Annotated in this window: 21 protein-coding genes; 9 read left to right on the top strand and 12 right to left on the bottom strand. The window is 68.7% G+C overall.

Annotated features, from left to right (window positions below; genetic code table 11):
- Positions 1-275: 275 nt before the first annotated feature.
- A complete protein-coding gene (locus ACE11G_RS14255; protein WP_375002647.1) occupies positions 276-1,052 on the bottom strand; it encodes a YitT family protein in 777 nt (258 codons plus the stop codon).
- Between the two features lie 60 nt (positions 1,053-1,112).
- Here ACE11G_RS14255 and ACE11G_RS14250 point away from each other — a divergent pair, with 60 nt between their 5' ends.
- From ACE11G_RS14250 to ACE11G_RS14240, 3 genes are read left to right on the top strand one after another with little or no spacing between them, the layout of a single operon-like run.
- Positions 1,113-2,594 carry a PLP-dependent aminotransferase family protein gene (locus ACE11G_RS14250; protein WP_375002645.1) on the top strand — a complete coding sequence of 494 codons (1,482 nt, stop codon included), beginning with the start codon at positions 1,113-1,115 and terminating at the stop codon, positions 2,592-2,594.
- 11 nt (positions 2,595-2,605) lie between these two features.
- A complete protein-coding gene (pdxH, locus tag ACE11G_RS14245) occupies positions 2,606-3,328 on the top strand; it encodes a pyridoxamine 5'-phosphate oxidase (RefSeq protein ID WP_375004165.1) in 723 nt (240 codons plus the stop codon).
- Complete coding sequence (locus ACE11G_RS14240; RefSeq protein ID WP_222111375.1) at positions 3,328-4,626, top strand: MFS transporter; 1,299 nt, start codon at positions 3,328-3,330, stop codon at positions 4,624-4,626. The genes pdxH and ACE11G_RS14240 overlap by 1 nt, the downstream gene beginning before the upstream one ends.
- Before the next feature lie 82 nt (positions 4,627-4,708).
- Here the strand turns inward: ACE11G_RS14240 and ACE11G_RS14235 are convergent, their stop codons facing one another.
- From ACE11G_RS14235 to ACE11G_RS14225, 3 genes are all read right to left on the bottom strand, one after another.
- Positions 4,709-5,752, bottom strand: coding sequence for an oxygenase MpaB family protein (locus ACE11G_RS14235; protein ID WP_375002642.1), 1,044 nt, complete (start codon positions 5,750-5,752; stop codon positions 4,709-4,711).
- A 102-nt stretch (positions 5,753-5,854) separates the two neighbouring features.
- Positions 5,855-6,757, bottom strand: coding sequence for a biotin-dependent carboxyltransferase family protein (locus ACE11G_RS14230; protein WP_045540145.1), 903 nt, complete (start codon positions 6,755-6,757; stop codon positions 5,855-5,857).
- Positions 6,754-7,440 (bottom strand): allophanate hydrolase subunit 1, encoded by a 687-nt coding sequence (locus ACE11G_RS14225; protein WP_045540147.1) that lies wholly within the window; start codon positions 7,438-7,440, stop codon positions 6,754-6,756. The genes ACE11G_RS14230 and ACE11G_RS14225 overlap by 4 nt, the downstream gene beginning before the upstream one ends.
- 142 nt (positions 7,441-7,582) lie before the next feature.
- Here ACE11G_RS14225 and ACE11G_RS14220 point away from each other — a divergent pair, with 142 nt between their 5' ends.
- The 3 genes from ACE11G_RS14220 (at position 7,583) to ACE11G_RS14210 (ending at position 10,496) form a co-directional block, all read left to right on the top strand.
- A complete protein-coding gene (locus ACE11G_RS14220) occupies positions 7,583-8,893 on the top strand; it encodes a citrate synthase (RefSeq protein ID WP_006894603.1) in 1,311 nt (436 codons plus the stop codon).
- 2 nt (positions 8,894-8,895) lie between these two features.
- Positions 8,896-9,252 carry an FKBP-type peptidyl-prolyl cis-trans isomerase gene (locus tag ACE11G_RS14215; protein ID WP_006894604.1) on the top strand — a complete coding sequence of 119 codons (357 nt, stop codon included), beginning with the start codon at positions 8,896-8,898 and terminating at the stop codon, positions 9,250-9,252.
- 260 nt (positions 9,253-9,512) lie between these two features.
- Entirely contained in the window at positions 9,513-10,496 is a 984-nt protein-coding gene (locus tag ACE11G_RS14210) for an oxidoreductase (RefSeq protein WP_375002639.1), read from the top strand.
- Between the two features lie 8 nt (positions 10,497-10,504).
- On the opposite strand, the gene ACE11G_RS14205 is transcribed toward ACE11G_RS14210, so the two are convergent.
- From ACE11G_RS14205 to ACE11G_RS14180, 6 genes are all read right to left on the bottom strand, one after another.
- Positions 10,505-10,858: a hypothetical protein gene (locus ACE11G_RS14205; RefSeq protein WP_006894606.1), complete on the bottom strand. Its 354-nt coding sequence runs from the start codon at positions 10,856-10,858 to the stop codon at positions 10,505-10,507.
- A gap of 49 nt (positions 10,859-10,907) precedes the next feature.
- On the bottom strand, positions 10,908-12,386 hold the full coding sequence (locus tag ACE11G_RS14200; protein WP_375002637.1) for a DUF222 domain-containing protein: 1,479 nt from the start codon (positions 12,384-12,386) through the stop codon (positions 10,908-10,910).
- A gap of 133 nt (positions 12,387-12,519) precedes the next feature.
- Complete coding sequence (locus tag ACE11G_RS14195) at positions 12,520-13,707, bottom strand: ABC transporter permease (RefSeq protein ID WP_375002635.1); 1,188 nt, start codon at positions 13,705-13,707, stop codon at positions 12,520-12,522.
- A gap of 4 nt (positions 13,708-13,711) precedes the next feature.
- Positions 13,712-14,602 carry an ABC transporter ATP-binding protein gene (locus tag ACE11G_RS14190; RefSeq protein WP_006894615.1) on the bottom strand — a complete coding sequence of 297 codons (891 nt, stop codon included), beginning with the start codon at positions 14,600-14,602 and terminating at the stop codon, positions 13,712-13,714.
- Between the two features lie 9 nt (positions 14,603-14,611).
- Positions 14,612-15,187 carry a hypothetical protein gene (locus ACE11G_RS14185; RefSeq protein WP_006894616.1) on the bottom strand — a complete coding sequence of 192 codons (576 nt, stop codon included), beginning with the start codon at positions 15,185-15,187 and terminating at the stop codon, positions 14,612-14,614.
- Entirely contained in the window at positions 15,180-15,452 is a 273-nt protein-coding gene (locus ACE11G_RS14180) for a helix-turn-helix transcriptional regulator (protein WP_006894618.1), read from the bottom strand. Before ACE11G_RS14180 ends, ACE11G_RS14185 begins: the two co-directional genes overlap by 8 nt.
- Before the next feature lie 97 nt (positions 15,453-15,549).
- Between ACE11G_RS14180 and ACE11G_RS14175 the strand changes: the two genes are divergently transcribed.
- On the top strand, positions 15,550-16,281 hold the full coding sequence (locus tag ACE11G_RS14175; protein WP_375002632.1) for an enoyl-CoA hydratase: 732 nt from the start codon (positions 15,550-15,552) through the stop codon (positions 16,279-16,281).
- A gap of 16 nt (positions 16,282-16,297) precedes the next feature.
- Here ACE11G_RS14175 and ACE11G_RS14170 read toward each other — a convergent pair whose 3' ends face one another.
- Positions 16,298-17,617, bottom strand: coding sequence for a D-arabinono-1,4-lactone oxidase (locus tag ACE11G_RS14170; protein WP_006894621.1), 1,320 nt, complete (start codon positions 17,615-17,617; stop codon positions 16,298-16,300).
- The gene (locus ACE11G_RS14165) at positions 17,614-18,864 is read right to left on the bottom strand and encodes an alanine racemase (RefSeq protein ID WP_375002630.1); all 1,251 of its coding nucleotides are present in this window, start codon (positions 18,862-18,864) and stop codon (positions 17,614-17,616) included. Before ACE11G_RS14165 ends, ACE11G_RS14170 begins: the two co-directional genes overlap by 4 nt.
- Before the next feature lie 143 nt (positions 18,865-19,007).
- Between ACE11G_RS14165 and ACE11G_RS14160 the strand changes: the two genes are divergently transcribed.
- Together ACE11G_RS14160 and ACE11G_RS14155 are read left to right on the top strand one after the other, a co-directional pair.
- On the top strand, positions 19,008-20,060 hold the full coding sequence (locus ACE11G_RS14160; protein WP_375004163.1) for an MBL fold metallo-hydrolase: 1,053 nt from the start codon (positions 19,008-19,010) through the stop codon (positions 20,058-20,060).
- Positions 20,057-22,594 (top strand): HAD-IC family P-type ATPase, encoded by a 2,538-nt coding sequence (locus ACE11G_RS14155; protein WP_375002628.1) that lies wholly within the window; start codon positions 20,057-20,059, stop codon positions 22,592-22,594. The genes ACE11G_RS14160 and ACE11G_RS14155 overlap by 4 nt, the downstream gene beginning before the upstream one ends.
- The last annotated feature ends 8 nt before the right edge of the window (positions 22,595-22,602 follow it).

The following is a 22,602-nucleotide window of genomic DNA, read 5'->3' as shown; positions in this document are numbered from 1 at the left end:
CACCGTGGTGATCGTGATGGCGGCGGCGCCGGCATCGGTCCTCCTCGGCGCCGGACTCTCCGGCGCGGGATGGGGGAGCACGGCGGAGGTCGCCTTCCCGATGGCGGCGGCTTCGGTCCCGGCGGCCGCGGCGACCATGTCGCTGGCCGTGCTGCTGTACGGCGCCCGGGGACGGCTCGCCGTGGTCGGCTGGCCGATCCTCATCGCCTCGTGGCTGCTGGGCCCCTTCGGCGGGATGCTCGGCCTGCCGCAGTGGGTGCGCGACGTGTCGCCGTTCACGCACGTTCCCCAGATTCCGCTGCAATCGGTCCAGGCGCTGCCGCTCGTGATCCCGGCGCTCGCCGCAGCGGCCTTCGTGGTCGCCGCCGCGGCGCTCTGGGAGCGGCGGGATCTGGGGCATTAGCGGGATCTGAGGCATGGGGCAGACCTGCGGCAGAGGTGTGGGCCGCGTCCGTGACGTGGGTCTCGCCGGCGACCGCGCGATCGACTCGCATCAGCCGGGCGAACAGTTGGATGAGCGGACCGACTGCCACCGCGTAGAGCACGGTGCCGACCCCGAGGGTGCCACCGAGAGCGAACCCGACCGCCACCACTGCGACTTCCAGGACGGTTCGGACCACGCGCACCGACCATCCCGTCCGCGCAACGATCCCGGTCATCAGGCCGTCGCGCGGCCCGGGGCCGAGCCGTGCGCCGATGTACAGCGCGGTGGCGAAGCCGTTGAGGACGATGCCGCCCAGCATCATGGGGACCGCGACCGCGAGCCCGGGGCGGTCGGGCAGGTAGGGGGAGACCGCGTCGAAGGTCAGGCCGAGGACCACCACGTTCGCCACGGTGCCCACGCCGGGCCGTTGTCGGAGCGGAAGCCATGCGAGCAGGACCACCGCACCGACGATGATCGACACCGTGCCGATCGAGAGGCCCACCTGGTCGGCGATTCCCTGATGCAGGACGTCCCAGGGGATGTTGCCGAGTCCGGCGTGCAGGATCATCGCCATCGAAGCGCCGTAGAGCACGAGGCCGACGGCGAGTGCGAGGAGTCTCTTGAACATGAGACCACCGTGGCCGAAACTGGCCATTGAATCCATAGCCAGTTGTGGAACACTGGACTTGTGATCACTCCTACCGGCGCAATCGGTGCGGCCGCACTGGCACGACACCTCGGGGCCTGGCGCCCGGACGGTCCGCGGCCCGGCTATCAGGCGCTTGCGGACGCGCTGCGGATGCTGGTGCTCGACGGACGTGTTCCGGTCGGCACCGCGCTGCCGAGTGAACGCACCCTCGCGCAGGCGCTGAACGTCTCGCGCACGACGGTGGCGGCGGCCTACGCGGCGCTGCGCGACGGCGGCCATCTGCAGTCGCGGCAGGGGGCGCGCAGTATGCTCACCCTGCCGGTGCAGGTGCCGCCGGAGCCGATCGATCTCGGGGCCGAAGCCGACATGATCAAGCTCAACATCGCCGCGCCGACCGCTCCCGAACAGATCGTTCACGACGGATTCCGCCATGCACTCGAATGCGCGCCGGGCTACCTCGCCGGAACCGGGCTGTATCCCAACGGCCTGCGTGCACTCGCGGAGACGATCGCCGAGAGGTACACCGCGCGCGGTCTGCCGACCACGCCTGATCAGATCCTCGTCACCTCCGGCGCTCAGCACGCGTTGCGCCTGGTGCTCGACGTCCACGTCGCGCCGGGTGATCGCGTCCTGCTCGAGCAGCCGACTCATCACGGGACCATCCTCGCCCTCGCCCGGCATCGTGCCCGGCCGGTCACGGTGGGACTGCATCCCACCTATGGCTGGGACCTCGACCAGCTCGAATCGGTGGTCCGGCTGCAGCAACCGCGCCTGATCTTCGTCATTCCCGATTTCCACAATCCCACCGGACTGCTGCTCGACGAGGCCGGGCGCCTGCGCCTCGCCGAGATCTCCGCGCGTCACCGGGTGCCGGTGATCGTCGACGAGACGATGGTGGAGTTGGGGCTGGACGTGAGTGCGCCGCCGCCGGTGGCGGCCTTCGCTCCCTCCGCACGGGGACCGAGGCACAGGTCGCAGATCATCACACTCGGTTCGGCCAGCAAGACCGTCTGGCCGGGTCTGCGCGTCGGCTGGATCCGCGTCGACGGCAGGCCGGACGCCTACGCGCTGGCTCGCTACGAATCCGACCTCGGGGGAGCGGTGGTGGAGCAGTTCGCGGCTCAGTACGCACTCGCGAATCTCGACGCCTTCCTTCCCGCACGCCGGGCGGTGCTCCGCGCCCAACGCGCGGCCGCGTTGCGGGCGATCGGCCGGCACCTGCCCGGCGCGGTGCCGGTGCGCGGTGTGGGCGGTCTCTGCCTGTGGGTGGCGCTGCCCCGCCCGGTGGCGACCGCGACGGCCGCGGCGGCGGCCGAACTCGGCGTCCGACTGATCCCCGGCGGCTCGTTCGGCCCGCTCGGCGGCTTCGACGGCCACATCAGGATCCCGTACACGCTCGATGCCCAGACGCTCGTGCGTGGGATCGAACTGGTCGGTCGGGCTTACCGGGCGGTGTCCGGAGTCGACGCCCCGACGCCGGTGCCGGGCGGCGACGGACTGCCGGATCGGCTGGTGGTGTGATCGGAAGTAGCATGCAGGGCGTGAAGAAGCTGGTAGACCTGCCGAGTATGCGAGTCGGATACGGGTCGGGTGCGGACGGTCCGGGTGACGGGGCGGCGGGTGCCGACGGAGTGCGAGCGAACCTCGATCCGTCATGGCTGACCGAGGACCCGCCCTGGCTATCGCTCTTCGAGACATGGCTGGCCGAAGCCATCGCCGCGCGCATCCCCGAACCCAACGCCATGGTGCTGGGAACCGTCGATGCGCAGGGCCGTCCGGCGACGCGCACCGTGCTGTGCAAGGGAGTCAGCGAAGCGGGAATCGTCTTCTTCACCGGCTACGACTCGCAGAAGGGACGGGCCATCGCTGCCAATCCCCATGCGTCGGCGACGTTTCCGTGGATCGCGCTGGAGCGCCAGGTCCACTTCCGCGGCCGCGTGGTGAAGGTGGACTCGGAGGAGACCCGCCGCTACTGGGAATCGCGGCCGCGCGGATCGCAGCTGTCGGCGTTCGCATCGGCGCAGTCGCAGCCGATCGGCTCCCGTGCGGAACTGGAGGAGGCCGCGGCGGCGGTCGCGGAACGATTCGGCGGTGCGGACGAGGGGGAGCCGGTACCGGTTCCGCCGGGCTGGGGCGGATACCGCCTGGAGCCGGACGTCGTCGAGTTCTGGCAGGGGCGCGCCAACCGGTTGCACAACCGGGCCTGCGCCGTCCGGACCGCCGACGGCTGGCGGTTGGAGCGGCTCCAGCCCTGATGGCGCGTGGAATCCTGGCCGATACCCGGCCGCTGCAGAACGTCTACTTCCGCCGGCTCTGGACCGCCAACATCATCACGGTGGTCGGTGCGCAACTGACCATCGTCGCCGTGCCCGCACAGTTGTACGCGATCACCGGAAGCTCGGCGTACGTCGGACTCAGCGGTGTCTTCGGCCTCGTCCCCCTGGTGGTCTTCGGGTTGTGGGGCGGGGCGCTCGCCGACACCTTCGACAGGCGCCGCATCCTGATGGTCACCACTGTCGGCCTGATCGTCACCTCCGCGGCCTTCTGGGCACAGGCGGCGGCCGGAGTCGGCAATGTCTGGCTCCTGCTGGTGATCTTCGCGCTCCAGCAGGCCTTCTTCGCTGTCAATCAGCCCACGCGCACAGCTGTTCTGCCTCGTATCCTGCCGCTCGAACGACTGCCCGCCGCAAACTCGCTGAACATGACCGTGATGCAGGCCGGTGCCATCGCCGGACCCCTGGTCGGCGGTGCGCTGATCCCGGTTCTGGGCTTCTCGACCCTGTACTTCGTCGACGCCGTCTGTCTGTTCGCGACCCTGTGGGCGGTGGTGAGCCTGCCCCCGCTGCCGCCGGAGCACGGCGTCCCCGACGCGGGCGACGGCGGTACGCCGCCCGCGCGGCCCACCGCCGGCTTCCGGTCGGTGGTCGACGGCCTGGTGTACCTGAAGGGCCACCCGGTGCTCCTGATGTCGTTCGTCATCGACCTGATCGCCATGATCTTCGGGATGCCGCGCGCGCTGTTCCCGCAGATCGCACATGAGAGCTTCGGCGGACCGTCCGACGGCGGCGTGGCCTTCGCGCTGCTGTTCATCGCCATCCCGCTCGGCGCGGTGGTCGGCGGCGTCCTGTCTGGCTGGGTGTCGCGGGTGCAGCGGCAGGGACGCGCGGTGGTGGTGTGCGTGCTGATCTGGGGTGTCTCGATCGCGGTGGCGGGCGGGGTGTTGGTGTTCGCCCACGGCTCCATGCTTCCCGTCCTCCCGATCGTGGTGCTGGCCCTGATGATCGGCGGTGCCGCGGACATGGCGTCGGCGGCGTTCCGCCAGACGATGCTGCAGTCGGCGGCCAGCGACGACGTCCGCGGCCGGCTGCAGGGCGTCTTCATCGTGGTGGTCGCGGGCGGCCCGCGCATCGCAGACGTGACCCACGGCGCTGCGGCAGCCGCGGCCGGGACCGCTGCGACCTTCGCCGGAGGCGGTGTGCTGGTGGTGATCTTCACGGTCGTCGCGACGCTGGCCGCGCCGGTGTTCTATCGGTACCGGGTATCGACGGGTTAGCTGTGATGTCCGGGGACGTTCAGTCGAGCGATCGCAGGAACTCGATCATCGCCGCGCTGGCCCGGTGAGCGGGATGCGACGACTACCGACGCGGGGCCGCGTCGTTGCTCTGCCACGGCAAGTTGGCCCTGCGCGAGGCGTGCACCGGACAGTAGTGGATGGGATTTCCCCGTTCTGATTCCGGCGGAAGGTTGCGAAGCGGGCTTTCCAGCAGCGGCGCGTCGGCCGCGACACGGCCCGACAGTCGGTCGACGGCGTCCCGGCGGCGGGGATGACTCTCGTAGCGCGGCGGCAGCAGCCCCATCACCGCGTTCACCGCCTTCCCGAAGAGCCGGAACCGGCGCTCGTCGGTGGGGGTCCACGTCAACTCCATCATCTCGCGGACCGGTTCGTCGTACAGACCGGTGGTGATCCACATGAAGAACCGCCCCATGACTCGGATCTGCTTGCGCCACAACCACATAGGCATCCACGCGCGCATCCAGGGCGGAGGCGGCAGCTGCGAGATGTCCAAGACGGTGCGCACTGCGGCATGGTCGCGGAGCACATGCCGGCACATGTGGTCCCAGTACTCGAGGAATTCCTCGTAGGTGTCGGGGCACGGACGCATGCTGACGCCGTACTGGGCGTACCAGCCACGAGACTCCTCGAACAACGCTCGCTTGTCCGCCTCGGAGATCGGTGGGCCGAAGGCCTCGGCGCACCGGATGTTCCCGTACCAGAACGTCGCGTGCGCCCAGTAGAAGACGTCGGGATCGAGTGCGTGATAGCGCTCGCCGTTGTCCATGGTGCCTTTGATTGTGAGGTGGTAGTCGCGCACGCTGCGGCCCGTCTCCGGGGTCTGGTCGAAGACGACGCCGCTGATCGGGTAGAGCGAGCGCATGAGGCGTTCCCAGCGCTCGCCGAAGAAGTCGGAGTGATCCCAGACTCCGGCGGCGAGCTTGGGGTGCATGTTCTGCATCGAGCCTGACCACAGGCCCATCAGCATCCCCCGCCAGCTTCCGAAGTAGCGCCAGGTGACCGAGCCGGGTCCCGGAGCCGGAATGTCGGATGAGGATCGAGCGCCCGGGACGCGGCCGTTGTCGTCGAATCGCTCACTGCCGGACGGGGCTGCCACCTGGGTCATGAGACAAACGTTAATATCCGTCTCACCGCTAGTCAACGATACTGCTAGTCAACGATCTCGACAGCCAACGATCTCGACAGTCAGTGGCCCGGGGTGCGGGACTCATCGCAGGACGAACCGAACCTCGTCGCCCGCCGTCAGCTGCGCTGCCCGCCAGACCGACTCCGGGTTCAGGACGGCCACCACCGGGTATCCGCCGGTCACCGGGTGGTCGGCGAGGAAGATCACCGGCTGGCCGCTCGGCGGGATCTGCACACCGCCGAGCGGGACGCCCTCGCTGCGCATCTCCGGCAGGTCGGAGCGGTGTTCGAGCGGCGGGGCGGAGTGGGCTCGGTCCAGGCGGACTCCGACGCGGTTGCTCGCCGGCGCCACCCGCCAGCGTCCGGTCCCGAGAACTCCGACGTCGACGAGCCGGTCGTCGCGCGGTCCGGGGGCGGCGACCAGTTCGACGATGTCCGCGATGCTGCCGACCGGTGCGAGCGAGGTTGCGGGCCAGTCGTCCTCGCAAGTTCCGACGGTCAGCACGTCGCCGGCGCGCAGGGGGGCCGGGCCCAGTCCGGAGAGGGTGTCGGTGGATCGGGAACCGAGTTCCGCCGGTACATCGAACCCGCCGCGCACCGCGAGATAGTTCCGGCAGCCGCGAGACGGGGTGTGGATGCGGATCATGCCGCCGTCGTGGACCGCGACGACGCTGTGGCTGCCGACTTCGATGCCGTCGACGGTGAGGCTGACCGCCGGGCCGGTGACCGCGATCAGCATCCGGCCCGTGGCCCGCGCCGCCCATCCGCCGAGCGTCACCTCGATCGCCGCGGCGTCCTCGGGGTTCCCGACGAGTCTGTTCGCCTGCGCGAGGGACGGGAGGTCGGCGGCGCCGGATCGTGGTACGCCGAGATGCGCGAGGCCGGGGCGACCGAAGTCCTGAACGGTGGCGAGCGGGCCCGGAGCCTCGATGCTCAGGCGCGCCTGAGGTTGCTGTGCCGGAGTGGCCGGAGTGGGATGTGTCACGATGGCGCCTCGGTCGGCTCGAAGCGGACCGTCATTCCCGCGGTCAGCAGTGACGGCGGACGGGCCTCGCTGTCCCACATCGGCAGATCGGTGCGGCCGAGCAGGAACCAGCCGCCCGGACTGCTGCGCGGGTAGACGGCGCTGTAGCCGGCGGCGACGGCGACCGATCCCGTCGGCACGGCGGTCCGCGATTGGCCGCGGCGAGTGATGCGAGCGAGGGCGTCGGCGTCCCGAGCGCTGGTCTCGGGGCCGGGTACGAGATAGCCGAAGCCGGGCGCGAACCCCATGAACTGCACGGTCCACAGCACCCTCGAATGCGTTGCGATCAGCTGTTTCTCGGTCATTCCGGCGAGTGCTGCGGCGTCGGCGAGATCGTCGCCGTCGTACACCACCGGGATCACCAGATCCGGCGGTGAAGGAGTCGGGGAGTGCTCGTCCGGGGGAGTGAAGGACCGCCGTGCGTCGTGGACCACCCGCAGCACCGACAACTCGTCCAAGCCGGAACCGGGTCGGGTCTCCACGAGGATCGTGTGTGCGCCGGGCACGATGTCGCACGGCATCAGGCGACCCTCGTCGAGGGCCTCGCGAAGGGCACGCGCGGTGTGTGCGGCTTCGGCTTCGGGGGCCCGGCCGGTGCTGAAGTCCAGGAGGACGGCGTCGCTTCCCGCTCGGAGCTCTCGCATTCCAACACGGTACCGACATGTGAGTAAGCTGAGCACGCGACAAGCGTCGCGGGCGCCGAGGTGACCCTCATGCGGCGTCTCAGTCGAACCACGACTAGGTTGTTACCCAGCAACTGCTCACCCGCGAGTCAAAGGGGTTTGTGTGTCCGTTGACAATGACGTGACCGAACAGGCGACAGGAAAGTTCACCTACCCGGGTGGCGAGATCGACCTGCCGATCCTCAAGGCCACCGAGGGCAGCGATTCCGTCGCTCTGGGCCCGTTCCTCGCCCAGACCGGGTTGACGACCTTCGACGGGGGCTTCGTCAACACCGCGTCGACGAAGTCCGCGATCACCTATATCGACGGTGATGCGGGCATCCTGCGGTACCGCGGTATCCCGATCGAGCAGCTGGCGGAGAAGTCCACCTTCATCGAGGTGAGCTACCTGCTGATCTACGGTGAGCTGCCGACTGCCGCGCAGTTGGAGGAGTTCGCCACCAAGATCCAGCGGCACACCCTCCTGCACGAGGACCTCAAGCGGTTCTTCGACGGCTTCCCGCGCAACGCGCACCCGATGCCGGTGGTCTCGAGTGCGGTCAACGCGCTGAGCGCCTACTACCAGGACTCGCTCGATCCGAAGGATCCCGAGCAGGTGGAGCTGGCCACGATCCGGCTCCTCGCCAAGCTGCCGACCATCGCGGCCTACGCGTACAAGAAGTCGCAGGGGCAGCCGTTCCTGTACCCGGACAACTCGCTGAGCCTGGTCGAGAACTTCCTCCGGATGACCTTCGGCTTCCCGGCCGAGCCCTACGAGGTCGATCCCGAGGTCGCCAAGGCCCTCGACATGCTGTTCATCCTGCACGCCGATCACGAGCAGAACTGCTCGACGTCGACGGTGCGTCTGGTGGGCTCGTCGCAGGCCAACCTCTTCACCTCCATCTCGGGCGGCATCAACGCGCTCTGGGGCCCGCTGCACGGCGGCGCCAACCAGGCGGTGCTGGAGATGCTCGACGAGATCCGCGCTTCCGGCGGCGACACCAAGGCCTTCATGACCAAGGTGAAGAACAAGGAAGACGGCGTGAAGCTCATGGGCTTCGGTCACCGCGTGTACAAGAACTACGACCCGCGTGCGGCGATCGTGAAGAAGACCGCCGATCAGATCCTCACCTCGCTGGGTGTGGAGGACGAGCTGCTCGACATCGCGAAGGGCCTGGAAGAGGTCGCGCTGCACGACGACTACTTCGTCGAGCGCAAGCTCTACCCGAACGTGGACTTCTACACCGGCGTCATCTACCGGGCGATGGGCTTCCCGACCCGCATGTTCACCGTGCTGTTCGCTCTCGGCCGGCTGCCCGGCTGGATCGCTCACTGGCGTGAGATGCACAACGATCCGACCACCAAGATCGGCCGTCCGCGTCAGCTGTACACCGGTTACACCGAACGTGATTACGTCCAGATGGGGGACCGCTGACCATGAGCAAGCCCGAAGTCGACTTTCCGGAGGGCCCGGCCCCGACGTCGCTGGAGATCACCGACCTGGTGATCGGCGACGGTCCCGAAGCGCAGCACGGCGGCACCGTCGACGTGCACTACGTCGGCGTGGAGTTCGACTCCGGCGAGGAGTTCGACTCGTCGTGGGACCGCGGGCAGTCCGCCCGATTCCCCCTCGACGCGTTGATCCCCGGTTGGCAGGAGGGCATTCCCGGAATGAAGGTCGGCGGTCGACGCCGACTGGTGGTTCCGCCGGAGCTGGCCTACGGTCCGGCGGGCGCCGGACACCGACTCTCGGGCAAGACCCTGATCTTCGTGATCGACCTGCTCGGCGTCTGACCTCGGACATGACAGACAAGGCCGCGTCGCTTCCCTGCGACGCGGCCTTCGTCGTCCCCGGGCGGACCGGTCGGCGAGGCAGGCCGGAGCGGTCCGCTGGTTTGAGCGAGTCTCGTAGTCCCGCAGAGTCGAGCGAGTCTCGTAGTTCCGCAGAGTCGAGCGAGTCTCGTAGTCCCGCTGGTTGAGCGAGTCTCGTAGTTCCGCTGGTTGAGCGAGCGAAGCGAGTCGAAACCCCCACACCCCACACCCAAGGAGCGAAGATGACATTCACCGCGATGGTGGCACGCGAGAGCGCTGACGGCATCAGCCTGGCCGCGGAGACGGTCGACGACACCTTCCTCCCTCTGGGCGAGGTGACCATCAAGGTCGAGTACTCGAGCATCAACTACAAGGACGCTTTGGCCGTCACGCCACGCGGAGGCGTGGTCCGCGAGTATCCGATCGTTCCGGGCATCGACATCGCTGGAGTGGTGAGTGAATCGACCTCACCGGAGTTCGCGCCGGGCGACCTCGTGGTCGCTCACGGCTACGACATCGGTACCGCCCGTCACGGGGGGTACGCCGAGTACGCGCGGGTCCCCGCCGACCAGGTGGTTCGTCTCGAATCTCTCTCGACTCGGGAGGCCGCCGCGATCGGCACTGCGGGATTCACCGCGGCGATGAGTGTGAAAGCGATCTTGGACGGCGGCTATCGTCCCTCCGACGGGCCGATCCTGGTCACCGGCGCCAGCGGCGGTGTCGGTTCGGTGAGTGTGGATCTGCTCTCGAAGTTCGGTTTCGAGGTCGTCGCATCGTCGGGCAAACCCGATGCTGTGGACCTGCTCACCCGGTTGGGGGCGTCGTCGGTGATCGGCCGGCTCCCGGAGGACCCCGAGGCGAGGATCCGTCCGCTCGACAAACAGCGATGGGCGTCGGCCGTCGACTGTGTGGGCGGAAGGACGCTCGCCTACGTTCTCAGTACTGTCCGTTACGGCGGTACTGTCGCCGCGAGCGGTCTGACCGGCGGGGCGGACCTGCCGACCACGGTGATGCCCTTCATTCTGCGCGGGGTGACCCTGGCCGGCATCGACTCGGTCCAGCTCGGCATCACCGCCCGGCGTGCCCTGTGGCAGCGACTCGAGACCGACCTGCGCCCGCAGCATCTGGATCTGCTGACCTACGAGGTGGGGCTCGACGAGTTGCCGCAGGCACTCGACCGCATTCTCGCCGGCGGAGCGACCGGTCGAGGAGTCGTCACGATCTGACAGCCGGCTCAGTTGGCCGTGAGGTCGGCCCCGAACTCGAGGAACTGAACTGATCGCGCGGGATCGGTGTTCTGCTGGTTGGCGCGCAGTGCTTCGAGTTCGGTGGCGAAGACCCGCTCCACGCGCGGGCCGCCGTCGTCGCGCACGATGGCCCACACGCCCGGCTCCGCGTCGATGATCCCGGCATCCTGTTCAGGCTCCGGCGACGTGCGCGGGCGAGTGGCAGAGGCCGCGATGTCGGCCCAGGTGAGCGTGGTCCGAGGATTGTCGAGGGCTTGACGGAGCAGCTTCCGCAAGCCTTCTCCGGCTTCGCGGGCGAAGCGGTCGAAGTCGTCGGGACCGAAGTCGTTCGATGGAGCCATGCTGTCCATCGTCCCCACGATCAGGCGCCGGCGCCAGCGGTGTGTCCGGTCAGGCGGCCAGGAGTGTGTCGAGGTAGTTCTCGATCCGGGATTCGCTGCGTTCAGGCGGCGGCTGGGGTTCGTGATCCGGTAAGAGTTCGGCGTGGTGGATCTGGTTGATCCGCCACCCGGGCGGTCTTGTCCAGCCGCGGCTGGTGTTGCCGCTGGGTCGCCAGGCGACTCTGCCGGCGTGGGGACCGTCGATCAGGATCATCGTCTGCCATTGCCCGCGGCCGGGGCCGACGGAGCGATTGTGGCGCCCGCACGCCGCCCCGAGGTGGTCGATGTCGGTGGGTCCGCCGTCGGCCCAGTCGGGGAAGTGATGGGCCTGCGTCCGGGTGAACGGGGCGTCGCAGCCGGGGGCGGTGCAGCCGCGGTCGCGGGCGAAGAGCATCAACCGCTGCGCCCGCGACGCCAGCCGACGTCCCCGTCCGAGGTAGAGGGCTTGTCCGGTGTGGGCGGAGAAGACGGCCAGGTGCGGGGTCGCGGTGGCGGCGACTTCGATCAACTCCGCCACCGGCAGCCGGGTCCCGGTCGCGGTCAACGCGATCCCGGCCTGCTCGGCCAACTCGTGGTCGGTGACGGTGACGACCAGATCACCCGACCGCCGACCACCCCCAACACCACTGCGGGAGGCGCGCAGCAGCGCCTGCAGACCATCATGGGTGCGCTGCCCCGGCGTGCGAGTATCACGCTCCACCGCGGCCGCCAGAGCGGCCGGGTCGGCCGACTCCACCGTCCCCGACGGGGAATCCGGGTCGTCGGGATTGTTCATCCCCGGCGCCGCCCACGACGGCAGTGCGGCTTCCATTTCCGCGCGCAGGGCCGGGGTGAGGTAGCCGCGGACTTTGCTCATCAGCCGCAGATCTTGGGGCAGGATCGTGAAGCCGCGCAGGCGTTTGCGGTCGCGTTCGTCGGTGACGGTCCCGTCCGGATCCAGGTGCGCCAGCAGTCGGATGCCGGCGGTGCGGACTCCGGCCGGACTCAGCTCGCGGGCGACCCAGGCCAGCTGTGCCTCGGCGCGTGCTCGGGTGTCGGCGTCGATGGCGGTGGGGATCTTGTCCATGACGGCGTCGATCTCGCGGACGTGGTCGGCACCGATCGCACCCTCGCCCACCGCGACCGCGGTCGCCGGCAGTACCGGTTCGCGGGTTTGTCCTTGCAGGTCGGTGAACCGTCCGATCCCGGCGGCACTGACGCGCCGGCGGCGGGCGGCACCGTCACCGAGCCGTAACCCCTGCGCCAGGTACTGGTGCACCGATAGGTATCCGGCTTTGCGGTAGGCGCCGCGGTCGGAGACCTCCACCAACACTGCCGCGTCGACACCGTCGAGACGACGATGCGTGCGTTCCAATGTCTCGACGGTTTCCAGCAGGGTGTCTTCGGGGACCGCGGACAGTGGCAGGGACGCGAACTTGGTCGCCGCAGCCTCCAACAGGCGGGCGAGGGCGGCCGGGTCGTCCGGCAGCAGCACTTCTGACGTGACCATCGAACCCACCCCCTTTCGACCTGCACAGTGCCCGAGAACACTTCTGCTGTGTTTCTATGTTCGAACTCTACCGCCGCCCTCTGACAAAACCTCTGGCAACCTCTGCTGCTCAAGCCGGGTGCGCAGCCTCGGCTCACTTCCGGCCCGACACCATCGCGGCCACCTCACCCCACTTGATGCGACTGCCGGTGCGCAGGATCGACCGCGTGTAGATCCGCGATGCGACCCAGACGGCGAGCAGGCAGGCGGCGATCATGATGGCGAAGGTGCCGATCACCTGTCCCGGATCGGTGTCTCCGGTCGCGATGCGGATGGGCATCAGCACTGCGCTGAACGGCGGGATCCAACTGAGCGTCTGAATCAGCGTGGAATCGAGCGCCTGGATGCCGAAGGTGCCGGAGTACAGTGCGGCGAGCACGAGGATCGTCAGCGGTGCCGAACTGGAGTTCAATTCCTCCTGCCGGCTCACCATCGCGCCGGTGGCCGCATAGAGCGCGGCGAAGAAGAGGAATCCGAGCAGGAACCATGCGATCACGGCGGCGAAGACGGTGGTCGCGGTGCCGGTCAGGGTGAGGAGCCCGGTGGCGCGGCCCGCGATGAGCGCGGTCGCTCCGATCAGCACCACCTGTGCCAGAGAGATGGCGCCGATACCGAGGATCTTGCCCCAGAGCAGCTGGAGCGGACGCACGGCCGACAGCAGCAGTTCGACGATGCGCGACGACTTCTCCTCCACCACGCCCACTGCCACCATCAGCCCGCCCATCATGATCGTCATGATCAGCAGGATCGATCCGATCAGGGCGACGGTCACACGCTGCGCCTCGTCGGGCTTCTCGGCCTGCGTCCGGTCCAGCGTGAAACGAGGCTGCGGCAGCGAGGCGGCGTCGACGCCGCGGGCGGACAGCGCCTCCGACAGATCTCGCTGGGCGACGGCACCGCGCAGGACGCCTTCGATCGTCGGATCCATGCCGTTCTTGCTGACGGCGGTGTAGGCACCGGGTCCGGTGACGATGAGAGCCGCGGCCAGATCCCCGTCGCCGACGGCCGACCGCGCCGCATCGGCGTTCGGCAGCACTTCGGTCTCGATCCGCTGTCCGGCGGCGTCTCCGCCGGACTCGATGGTCGCCGACAGTCCGGCGTCTGCGCCGACGATCCCGACCCTGTCGACGCTGTCGCCGCCGGACAGTGCGGACCAGACGATGGCGCCGATGATGATCACCGCCATCATCACGCCGGTCGAGATGATGAACGACTTCTCCCGCGCGCGGGTGTTGATCTCGCGCCCGGCGACGAGCTTGATGTTGTTCAACGTGGAATTCATTTCGTCACACCAACTCTCGGAACAGCTCGGTCAGGGAAGGGGCGGTGGTGGCGAACCGGTGCACTGGGCCGGCGGCCATCGCGGCGGTGAGAATCTGCTGGTCGTCGGTTCCGTGGTCGATGTGCAGCACGGCCGAAGCGTCGCGGTACTCCACATCGGTGACGCCCGGCAGGCCGTCGGCCCAGCGGGTCTCCGACCGTGGGCCGCGCACCTCCAAGCGAAGGCCGTCGCGGGCACGGAGGTCGTCGACGGTGCCGAGTGCCTTCATCACCCCGCCGGAGATGACGCCGACTCGGTCGCAGAGACGCTCCACCAGGTCGAGCTGGTGCGAGGAGAAGATGACCGGGATGCCCTGCGCGGCCTTGTCGGTGAGGACTTCGCTCATCACGTCGACGGCCACCGGATCGAGCCCGGAGAAGGGCTCGTCGAGCACCAGCAAGTCGGGGTCGTGCACCAGTGCGGCGGCCAGCTGCACGCGCTGTTGGTTGCCGAGTGAGAGGTCGTTGACCTGGTCGCCGAGCCGACCGTGGATGCCCAGCCTGCGAGTCCATTTCTCGGTCGCGTCGGCGGCCTCGGACTTCGACAATCCGTGCAGCCGTGCGAGATAGGCGAGCTGATCGCCGACCTTCATCTTCGGGTAGAGACCGCGCTCCTCGGGCATGTACCCGATCCGCTTGCGGCCGTCGAAGTCGATGGGCGCGTCGCCGAGCCGCACGTCGCCGGAATCGGCGGCCAGCACGCCGAGCACGATGCGCATCGTCGTCGACTTGCCTGCCCCGTTGCTGCCGACGAATCCGAAGATCTCGCCCGGCGCCACGGAGAAGGTGACATCGTCGAGCGCCCGCACGGAGCCGTACGACTTGGCGAGGTGATTGATGTTCAGTGCTTGTGGCACGGGGATCTCCTAGATCTCGTCGCTGGAGTGTTCGGGTTCGGGGTCCTGCATCCACCAGGACATGAGGACGTCCGGAACGCAGGAGAGCGCGTACACGGACGCGATCAGCAGCCACGCGATCGACATGACGGTCTCACCGGAGACGTAGTCGCGGTAGCCGAGGACGATGAGGATGGCGTAGACGACCATCATCGGCGGCAGGAGCAGGTTGTAGCTGAGCGCGCGGGCGGCGTTGCGCTGAGTCAGCTGCAACTCGTCGAGGGTGTCGGCGGGTGCGCCCGCGATGGATTCGGTGACCACTCGCAGCATCATCAGCACCACGAGGGAGGTCACCAGGCCGATGGCGAAGGGCACGGCCGACCACAGCGGCGCCCAGAACGATGCGATCGAGGAGATCACCACCACGCAGAGCAGGATCAGCAGGACCGACGACAGCAATCGTCGGCCGCGGCGGTTGCGAAGGCCGGGCAGCCACGTGCCGGTGGTTCGGACGAAGGTGTCGTGGCGTCGCGCCGCCGACCGGCTGTACCGCCGCACCCATTCGGGGATAGCGGAGTCTGGAAACACGTAGTTCGGGTCATGCATGGTCGGGTCCCCCGTACAGTTCCGTCGACATGGCGGTGAACTCGGTCCGGCTGAAGACCGCTTCGACCGGCAGGCCGAAGACGTCGCAGATCCGGAACGCCAGGTCGAGGCTCGGATAGTTGTCGCCACGCTCCAGCGCGCCGACCGACTGAACATTGATGTCGACCAGTTCGGCCAACTGCGCCCGTGACATCTTCCGCTCCGCGCGCAGAACGGCGATGCGGTTGTAGATGGGGAGCTTGGGTCCCCGCCTGATCGGACTCACAGAACACAGTGTTGGGAAAACACAACAAATTGTCAATGGTTCAGTATCAAGTCGGGCCCGGAGGGCACCGCTGAAGCGCGGTGGATAGCATGCCCGCATGATTGTGAGCAGCACCGTGGGATCCGTGACGACCATCGAACTCGCCCGCGAGGAGAAGCGGAACGCCCTCGATCAGGACATGGTCCAGGGCCTCTCGGCGGCGTTCACGGCCGCGGTCGACGGCGGCGCCCGCGCCATCGTACTCACCGGTCGGGGCAATGTCTTCAGTGCTGGCGCCGACCTCTCCGGTCCCGTCTACGACCAGTCGTTCCTGGACCGGCTCGTCGCACTCATCGAGCAGATCGAATCGACTCCCGTCCCCGTCATCGCCGCACTGAACGGCGCCGCGCTCGGAGCCGGATTGCAGCTGGCGATGGCGGCTGATCTCCGGGTGATGGCCGATGTGGCGTTCGCGGGGATTCCGGCGGCCAAGATCGGCGTCGCCGTCGACGAGTGGACCATCAGGAGGCTCGTGTCGCTGGTGGGTGCGGGCCAGGCGCGCGGGATGCTGCTCGGCTGCGAGCCGCTCTCGTCGGACCGTGCCCTCACGCTCGGCTTCGCCAACAGGTTCGGTGATCTGGCCGTCGCCCAGAAGTGGGCCGCCGAGATCGCCGAGTACGCGCCGCTCACCCTGCGGCACTACAAGCTCGTGCTCACCGGAGACGGGGCGCGAGACGACGCGCCAGAGGAACGAGCGGCCGCCATGCGCGCGGCGTGGCTCAGCGAGGACGTTCAGGAGGCCCGTGCCGCGCGGGCGGAGAAGCGTGCCCCGGTGTTTCAGGGACGCTGAGTTTCAGGGGCGCTGATCAGTCGCCGAGGGTCTGCCGCAGATAGGGGTTCGCGAAGGTGCGGTTCGGATCGAAGTGATTCCGGACGGCGAGGAAGTCGTCGAACTCGGGATACACACTGCGGAGGTACTCCGCGTCGCGGGTGTGCATCTTGCCCCAGTGCGGCCGGCCGCCGTGCGCGACCATGATGTCCTCGACGTCGCGGAAGTAGGCCTCGGAGTCGCGCACGTCGTCGCGGTGATAGCGGTGTACCGCGATGTAACCCGATGCCCGGCCGCTCGCCGTCGAGAGCATCAGGTCGTCGGCCGCGGCCGCGCGCACCTCGACCGGGAAGCTCACCTTGTGCCTGCGCCGGTTGATGGTGGCACGCAGTTCGCGCAGCGCCTCCGGTACCGCTTCGAGGGGGATCGCGTACTCCATCTCGCGGAACCGAACGTTGCGTGCGGAGATGAAGATCTTGTCGGAGCGGTCGGTGTATGTGCGCGCCGACAGGGCCCGCCCCGACACCTGATTGATCGCGGGGACCACGCGCGGTTGGGTGGCGCTGAGCGTGCACAGCACCCGGAACATCCCGTTCGAGAGCAGTTCGTCGTCGATGTAGCGGCGGATCTTGGACGGTCCGTTCGCGGGGGTGCCCGCGGGCAGCCGGGTGTTGGTCTTGGTGAGGGTGCGGGTGGTGTGCGGGAACCAGTAGAACTCGTAGTGATCCACGGAGGCGACTCGATCGAGGAAGCCGTCGATGGTCTCGTCCGCGTCGGCGGGCGCCTCCACAGCTTCGATCGCGAAGGCGTCCACCAGCTGGAGCGTGACGTCGGTCAGCACGCCGAGTGCGCCGAGGCCGAGAGCTGCGGCCTTCAGGTCGGGGTCGTCCTCGCCGACGGTGCGGACCTGCCCGGTTCCGTCGACCAGCGTGACGCCGCGGATCTGCGTGGAGATACCGCCGAACGCCCCGCCCGTGCCGTGCGTGCCGGTGGACGTGGCACCGGAGACCGTCTGCCGGTCGATGTCGCCGAGATTGGTCATCGCCAGACCCAGGGGCTCGAGCATCGCCGGAATCTGGTGCAGATGGGTGCCGGCTCCGAGGGTGATGCGCTTGCGGTCGGCGTCGACGGCGCGAACGCCCTGGAATCCCGACATGCCGACCTGGATGCCCGGTGCGACGGCGATCTCCGAGAAACTGTGGCCTGCGCCGACCGGCTTCACCGTCTCACCGCGTTCGGCCGCGGCCCGGACGGCGGCGGCCAGTTCGTCGACGCTCTGCGGGACGATGAGCCTGCTGGGGGCGCAGTGCGCGGTCCCGCCCCAGTTCGTCCACGTACCCGATGCCGCTCGGCTCACAAGAAACACTTCCCTTCTCCACGGTAGGTCGGAACCACCTCGACGACGTCCGCACGCCCGGCGGAGTCTCGTTCGATGAGGGCCACCGACTCCGACCTCTCGCACACTTCACCCGACTTGGTGTGCCGGAACCACACCCTATCGCCGACCGTCAGCGACCGTGCGGCCGAACCGCGCAGCGGAGTCTGCACCTCGCCCGCGGCCTCGGTACCGATGAACTGCAGGCCGGCGGGCCAGACCGGCTTGGGGAGACGGTCGGGTCCCGGGGGTCCGGAGGCGATCCATCCACCCCCGGCACATGTCACGATTTCGTCGTCGGGACGGCGCAGAACGTCGAGTCCGAAGGACAGCGCGGGCGCCGGACGGAAGTGCCTGTACGTGTCGAAGAGATGTCCGCCGAAGAAGCCGCTGCCCGCGGCGATGTCGGTGATCGCCCGGTCCTTGGCCGTCTCCTCCAGCGATCCGGTGCCGCCGGCGTTGACGAACGCCAGGTCGGCCACCTCGCGCAGCGCCGCGATCGCCTTTCCGCGGCGGCGCCGCAGTTCCAGCATCGACACCGCCTGCATGGTCTGCACCGCGGTGTTGGTCAGGAACTTGCCCGCGACCTCGTTTCCGACCCCCGCGACCTGCGCTTCGTACGACATCGCGCCCACCAGACGGAACCCGTCGCGCGCGACGACCGTGCGCGCCAGGGAGCGTGCCTGCTCCACGGTGTGAACGGGGGAGCGGCGGACCCCGACGTGGACGTGGCCGGCGGCGGCGCGCAGGGAGGCGTCGAGGTCGATCGCGATCCGGACCTCCGGTCGCCGCCGCGCGGCGGCGACGTCGTCGACGATGTCGAGTTGAGCCGGGTCGTCGATGAGCAGGGTCACCCGCTCGCACGCCGTCTCGTCGGCCAGCAGCCGTTCCAGGGCGCCCCGTCTGACCGTCGGGTACCCGAGGAGTACGTCGGTGATCCCGGATTCGGTGGCCAGCCAGTGCGCTTCGGCGACGTCGTAGGCCAGGACGCCGGCGAATCCGTCGCGCCCGAGGACGTCGTCGATGACCGAGCGCACACGCAGCGACTTGCTGGCCACCCGGATAGGGACGCCCCCGGCGCGGGCGCGCAGATCGGCGATGTTGTGTTCGAGTGCCCCGAGATCGAGTGCGAGCACAGGGGAGTCGAGTCCGGCGCGGCGCACCGCGTCGTCGATCCCGCCCCAGTAGTCAGCGGGATCGGTGACGTACGGGCTTCGCGTGGGCGGCATGGCGCGGCACTCCTTGTGTAGAACTCCGGCGGTTTCGACAACGATTACGCTAGACAAGCGTGAGGACACTGGGAAACACCGTCGCCGAAAGCGCTTCGGCAGTACAGGCGAGACTCGCGCGGACGGCACGGATCTTGCCGCCCGTGCACGCGGTGGGCGCGAGCCGCGAACAGATCGCACCGATGACCGCGGCTTCGCGGTTCGCGACGGACGGAGTCTTCGCCAACCGCGAGGCCGCCGCTCAGGTCCAGGGGCCGGACATGTCGGTGATGATCGACATGATGCGGCGTCGGGGGAGGCCCGGCCGCCGCGTCCCGGTTCTGCGTCCCGAGTTCTCCGACGAACCCGGTGCGCTGTCGGCCACCTGGCTGGGCCATGCGAGCATGGCCGTCGAACTCGACGGCGTGCGGATCGTCACCGATCCGGTGCTGTCCGACCGTTGCTCGCCCTCGCAGAGCATCGGTCCCCGGCGCATGCACCGGGCGCCCCTGACGGCCGGCGAGCTGCCCCCGCTCGACGTCGTGCTGATCAGCCACGATCACTACGACCATCTGGACACCCCGACGGTGCTGACCATCGCGCTGACACAGCCGAACGCGATCTTCGTCGTGCCGATCGGTGTCGCGGCGCATCTGATCTCATGGGGTGTCGATGCCGCGCGCATTCGGCAGGCCGACTGGTTCGAACAGGTGGATCTGACGGTCCGCGGCACCACGATCAGCCTCCACGCGGTGCCCGCCCGGCACTTCTCGGGCCGTGGACTCTCCCGCAACCTGACCCAGTGGGTCAGCTGGGCGGCCGTGGGACCGCAGCACCGCTTCTTCTTCTCGGGCGACACCGGATTCACGGAGAGCTACGCCGACACCGGCGCGGCGCTCGGCCCGTTCGATCTCAGCCTCGTGGCCGTCGGCGCCTACGATCCCGTGTGGCCGGACGTCCACGTCGACCCGGAAGAGGCACTCGTGGTCCATCGACTGCTGAACGGCGACGAGCGCGACGCGCTCTTCGTCCCGATCCACTGGGGTACGTTCAATCTCGCGCGGCACTCGTGGGCCGACCCCGTCGGCAGACTCACGACCGAGGCGGACCGGGTGGGCGTCGACATCTGCGTGCCGCGGCCCGGCGCCACGCTGGTCGCGCACAGCCGCAGCGGCACAGCCTTTTCCGATCCGACCTGGTGGGAGCGATCCGCATGACCACATCGACGACCACCGAGCGTGATCCGGGGCTCACCGACGAGCAGGTGGCCGCACGCGTCGCGGCGGGGCAGGTCAACGTCACCTCCGACAAGTCGGGCCGCTCGGTCGCCGACATCGTCCGGGCCAACGTGTTCACCAGGATCAACGCAATCCTCGGGGTGCTGTTCCTGATCGTCGCCGCCACCGGCTCGTTCATCAACGGACTGTTCGGGCTGCTGATCGTCGCCAACAGCGGCATCGGCATCATTCAGGAGGTCCGCGCCAAGCGCACCCTCGATCGGCTGGCGATCGTCGGACAGACCAGACCGGTGGTCCGGCGCAACGGAATCGCCGCCGAGATCCCCTCGGATCAGGTGGTGCTGGGCGACGTCATCGAACTCGGTCCCGGCGATCAGGTGATCGTCGACGGCGAGACCATCGAGTCGGAGTCGCTCGACATGGACGAGTCGCTGCTCACCGGCGAGGCGGACGCCGTCGATAAGTCTCTCGGCGACGAGATCATGTCCGGCAGCTTCGTGGTGGCCGGCTCGGGTGCGTATCGCGCCACCAAGGTCGGCGCTGATTCGTACGCCAACAAGCTCGCCGCGGAGGCCTCGAAGTTCTCGCTCGTGTCGTCGGAGCTGCGTTCGGGAATCGATCAGATCCTCCGGGTGATCACCTGGCTGTTGATCCCGGCGGGCATCCTGACGATCATCAACCAGCTGTTCATCAGCCAGAACGGGCTGCGCACCGCACTGCTGGGCATGGTCGCCGCGCTGGTTCCGATGGTGCCCGAAGGCCTCGTGCTGCTGACATCGATCGCCTTCGCGGTCGGTGTGGTCCGCCTGGGGCAGCGGCAGTGCCTGGTGAACGAACTCCCGGCCATCGAAGGTCTGGCGCGCGTCGATGTGGTGTGCACCGACAAGACCGGCACCCTGACCGAGAACGGCATGCGGCTGTCGGAGGTGCGGATCGTGGCACCCGGCTCGGGTCCGGGCGCGGTGAAGCAGGGGGATGTGGAAGCGGCCCTCGCGGCGATCGCCGCGCACGATCCGCGGCCCAACGCCAGCATCGCGGCGATCCAGGAGGCGTTCCCGGACGCTCCCGAGTGGTCGACCTCCGCGGTGCTGCCGTTCAGTTCGGCCAACAAGTTCTCCGGCATGTCGTTCATCGACGCGTCCGGCGTCTCGGTGGGGAACTGGCTGATCGGCGCACCCGACGTATTGCTCGACCCCGACAGCGACACGGCCCGGCTGGCATCCGACCTCGGATCGACCGGATTGCGGGTGCTGCTGGTCGCGACCACCGATGTTCCGGTCGATACCGAGCCGACGGCCGACACGGCGGTGCCCGGAACGCTCGTGCCCACCGCCCTGGTGGTGTTGGAGCAGCGTGTGCGACCCGACGCCCGCGACACCATCGAGTACTTCGAGTCGCAGAACGTCGCGGTCAAGATCATCTCCGGCGACAACGCTCGATCGGTGGGCGCCGTCGGGGAGTCGCTGGGACTCGGCTCGCCCGAGACCGCCGTCGACGCTCGCGAGTTGCCGACCGACGATGTCGAACTGGCCGGAGTGATCGCCGACCACGATGCCTTCGGCCGGGTGCGCCCGGACCAGAAACGCGCGATGGTCAAGGCCCTGCAGTCCAAGGACCACACCGTCGCGATGACCGGCGACGGCGTCAACGACGTGCTCGCGCTCAAGGACTCCGACATCGGCGTCGCGATGGGTTCGGGTTCGTCGGCCGCGCGTTCGGTGGCGCAGATCGTCCTGCTGGACAACAAGTTCGCGACGCTGCCCTACGTGGTCGGCGAGGGGCGCCGGGTGATCGGCAACATCGAGCGCGTGTCGAACCTGTTCCTCACCAAGACGGTGTACGCGGTGCTGCTGGCGCTGCTCATCGGCGGCGCGGGGCTGCTCGCCAAGGTGATGGGCTGGGCGTCGATCAGCTACCCGTTCCAGCCGATCCATGTCACCATCTCGGCCTGGTTCACCATCGGGGTGCCTGCCTTCATCCTCTCGCTGGCGCCGAACAACGAGCGCGCTCAGCCGGGCTTCGTCCGCCGGGTGCTGACGCAGGCGGTGCCGAACGGCATCATCGTGGGCCTGTCCACGTTCGTCTGCTTCCTGCTGGTGAACCGCGACTACTCCGCGGCCCTGGGCGGGTACGTCGCGAACGCGGCGACCCGGCCCTCCGACGGGATCGCCGCCGTCGCCAACGCCACGCAGACCGTCGGCGCGGTCCAGACGCAGGCGGCCACGGCCGCGCTCGCGACCATGATCGCGGTCGCGGTGTACGTGCTCGTGGTGGTCGCGCGTCCCTACAACTGGTGGAAGATCCTGCTGCTCGCGGTCTCGGTCGGGATGTACGTGCTGATCTTCATGCTTCCGCTGAGCCAGCGGTGGTTCCACCTCGACTCGTCGAACGGTCCGATGATGGCGGTCGCGGGAGTGTGTGCGGTCGTGGGCATCGTCGCGGTGGAGGTCTCCACACGCGTGCTCGACGGCGTGCTGAATCGGCGGTCGCGCACCGCTGAACCGCTGGTGTGACTGGACCG

The organism is Gordonia sp. PS3, from assembly GCF_041950545.1.
GTDB lineage: Bacteria > Actinomycetota > Actinomycetes > Mycobacteriales > Mycobacteriaceae > Gordonia > Gordonia sihwensis.
Note: the sequence above shows the minus strand (reverse complement) of the source record. Positions and strands in the feature narration are given on the sequence as shown.

Bases quoted from the DNA above. Each gene is read 5' to 3' on its own strand.
- pdxH (WP_375004165.1), top strand. From the start codon at position 2,606: ATGCAGGGCGTGAAGAAGCTGGTAGACCTGCCGAGTATGCGAGTCGGA.
- ACE11G_RS14195 (WP_375002635.1), bottom strand. From the start codon at position 13,707: ATGAATTCCACGTTGAACAACATCAAGCTCGTCGCCGGGCGCGAGATC.
- ACE11G_RS14165 (WP_375002630.1), bottom strand. From the start codon at position 18,864: ATGCCGCCCACGCGAAGCCCGTACGTCACCGATCCCGCTGACTACTGG.
- ACE11G_RS14255 (WP_375002647.1), bottom strand. From the start codon at position 1,052: ATGTTCAAGAGACTCCTCGCACTCGCCGTCGGCCTCGTGCTCTACGGC.
- ACE11G_RS14200 (WP_375002637.1), bottom strand. From the start codon at position 12,386: ATGGTCACGTCAGAAGTGCTGCTGCCGGACGACCCGGCCGCCCTCGCC.
- ACE11G_RS14215 (WP_006894604.1), top strand. From the start codon at position 8,896: ATGAGCAAGCCCGAAGTCGACTTTCCGGAGGGCCCGGCCCCGACGTCG.
- ACE11G_RS14210 (WP_375002639.1), top strand. From the start codon at position 9,513: ATGACATTCACCGCGATGGTGGCACGCGAGAGCGCTGACGGCATCAGC.
- ACE11G_RS14185 (WP_006894616.1), bottom strand. From the start codon at position 15,187: ATGCATGACCCGAACTACGTGTTTCCAGACTCCGCTATCCCCGAATGG.
- ACE11G_RS14225 (WP_045540147.1), bottom strand. From the start codon at position 7,440: ATGCGAGAGCTCCGAGCGGGAAGCGACGCCGTCCTCCTGGACTTCAGC.
- ACE11G_RS14205 (WP_006894606.1), bottom strand. From the start codon at position 10,858: ATGGCTCCATCGAACGACTTCGGTCCCGACGACTTCGACCGCTTCGCC.
- ACE11G_RS14240 (WP_222111375.1), top strand. From the start codon at position 3,328: ATGGCGCGTGGAATCCTGGCCGATACCCGGCCGCTGCAGAACGTCTAC.
- ACE11G_RS14155 (WP_375002628.1), top strand. From the start codon at position 20,057: ATGACCACATCGACGACCACCGAGCGTGATCCGGGGCTCACCGACGAG.
- ACE11G_RS14175 (WP_375002632.1), top strand. From the start codon at position 15,550: ATGATTGTGAGCAGCACCGTGGGATCCGTGACGACCATCGAACTCGCC.
- ACE11G_RS14235 (WP_375002642.1), bottom strand. From the start codon at position 5,752: ATGACCCAGGTGGCAGCCCCGTCCGGCAGTGAGCGATTCGACGACAAC.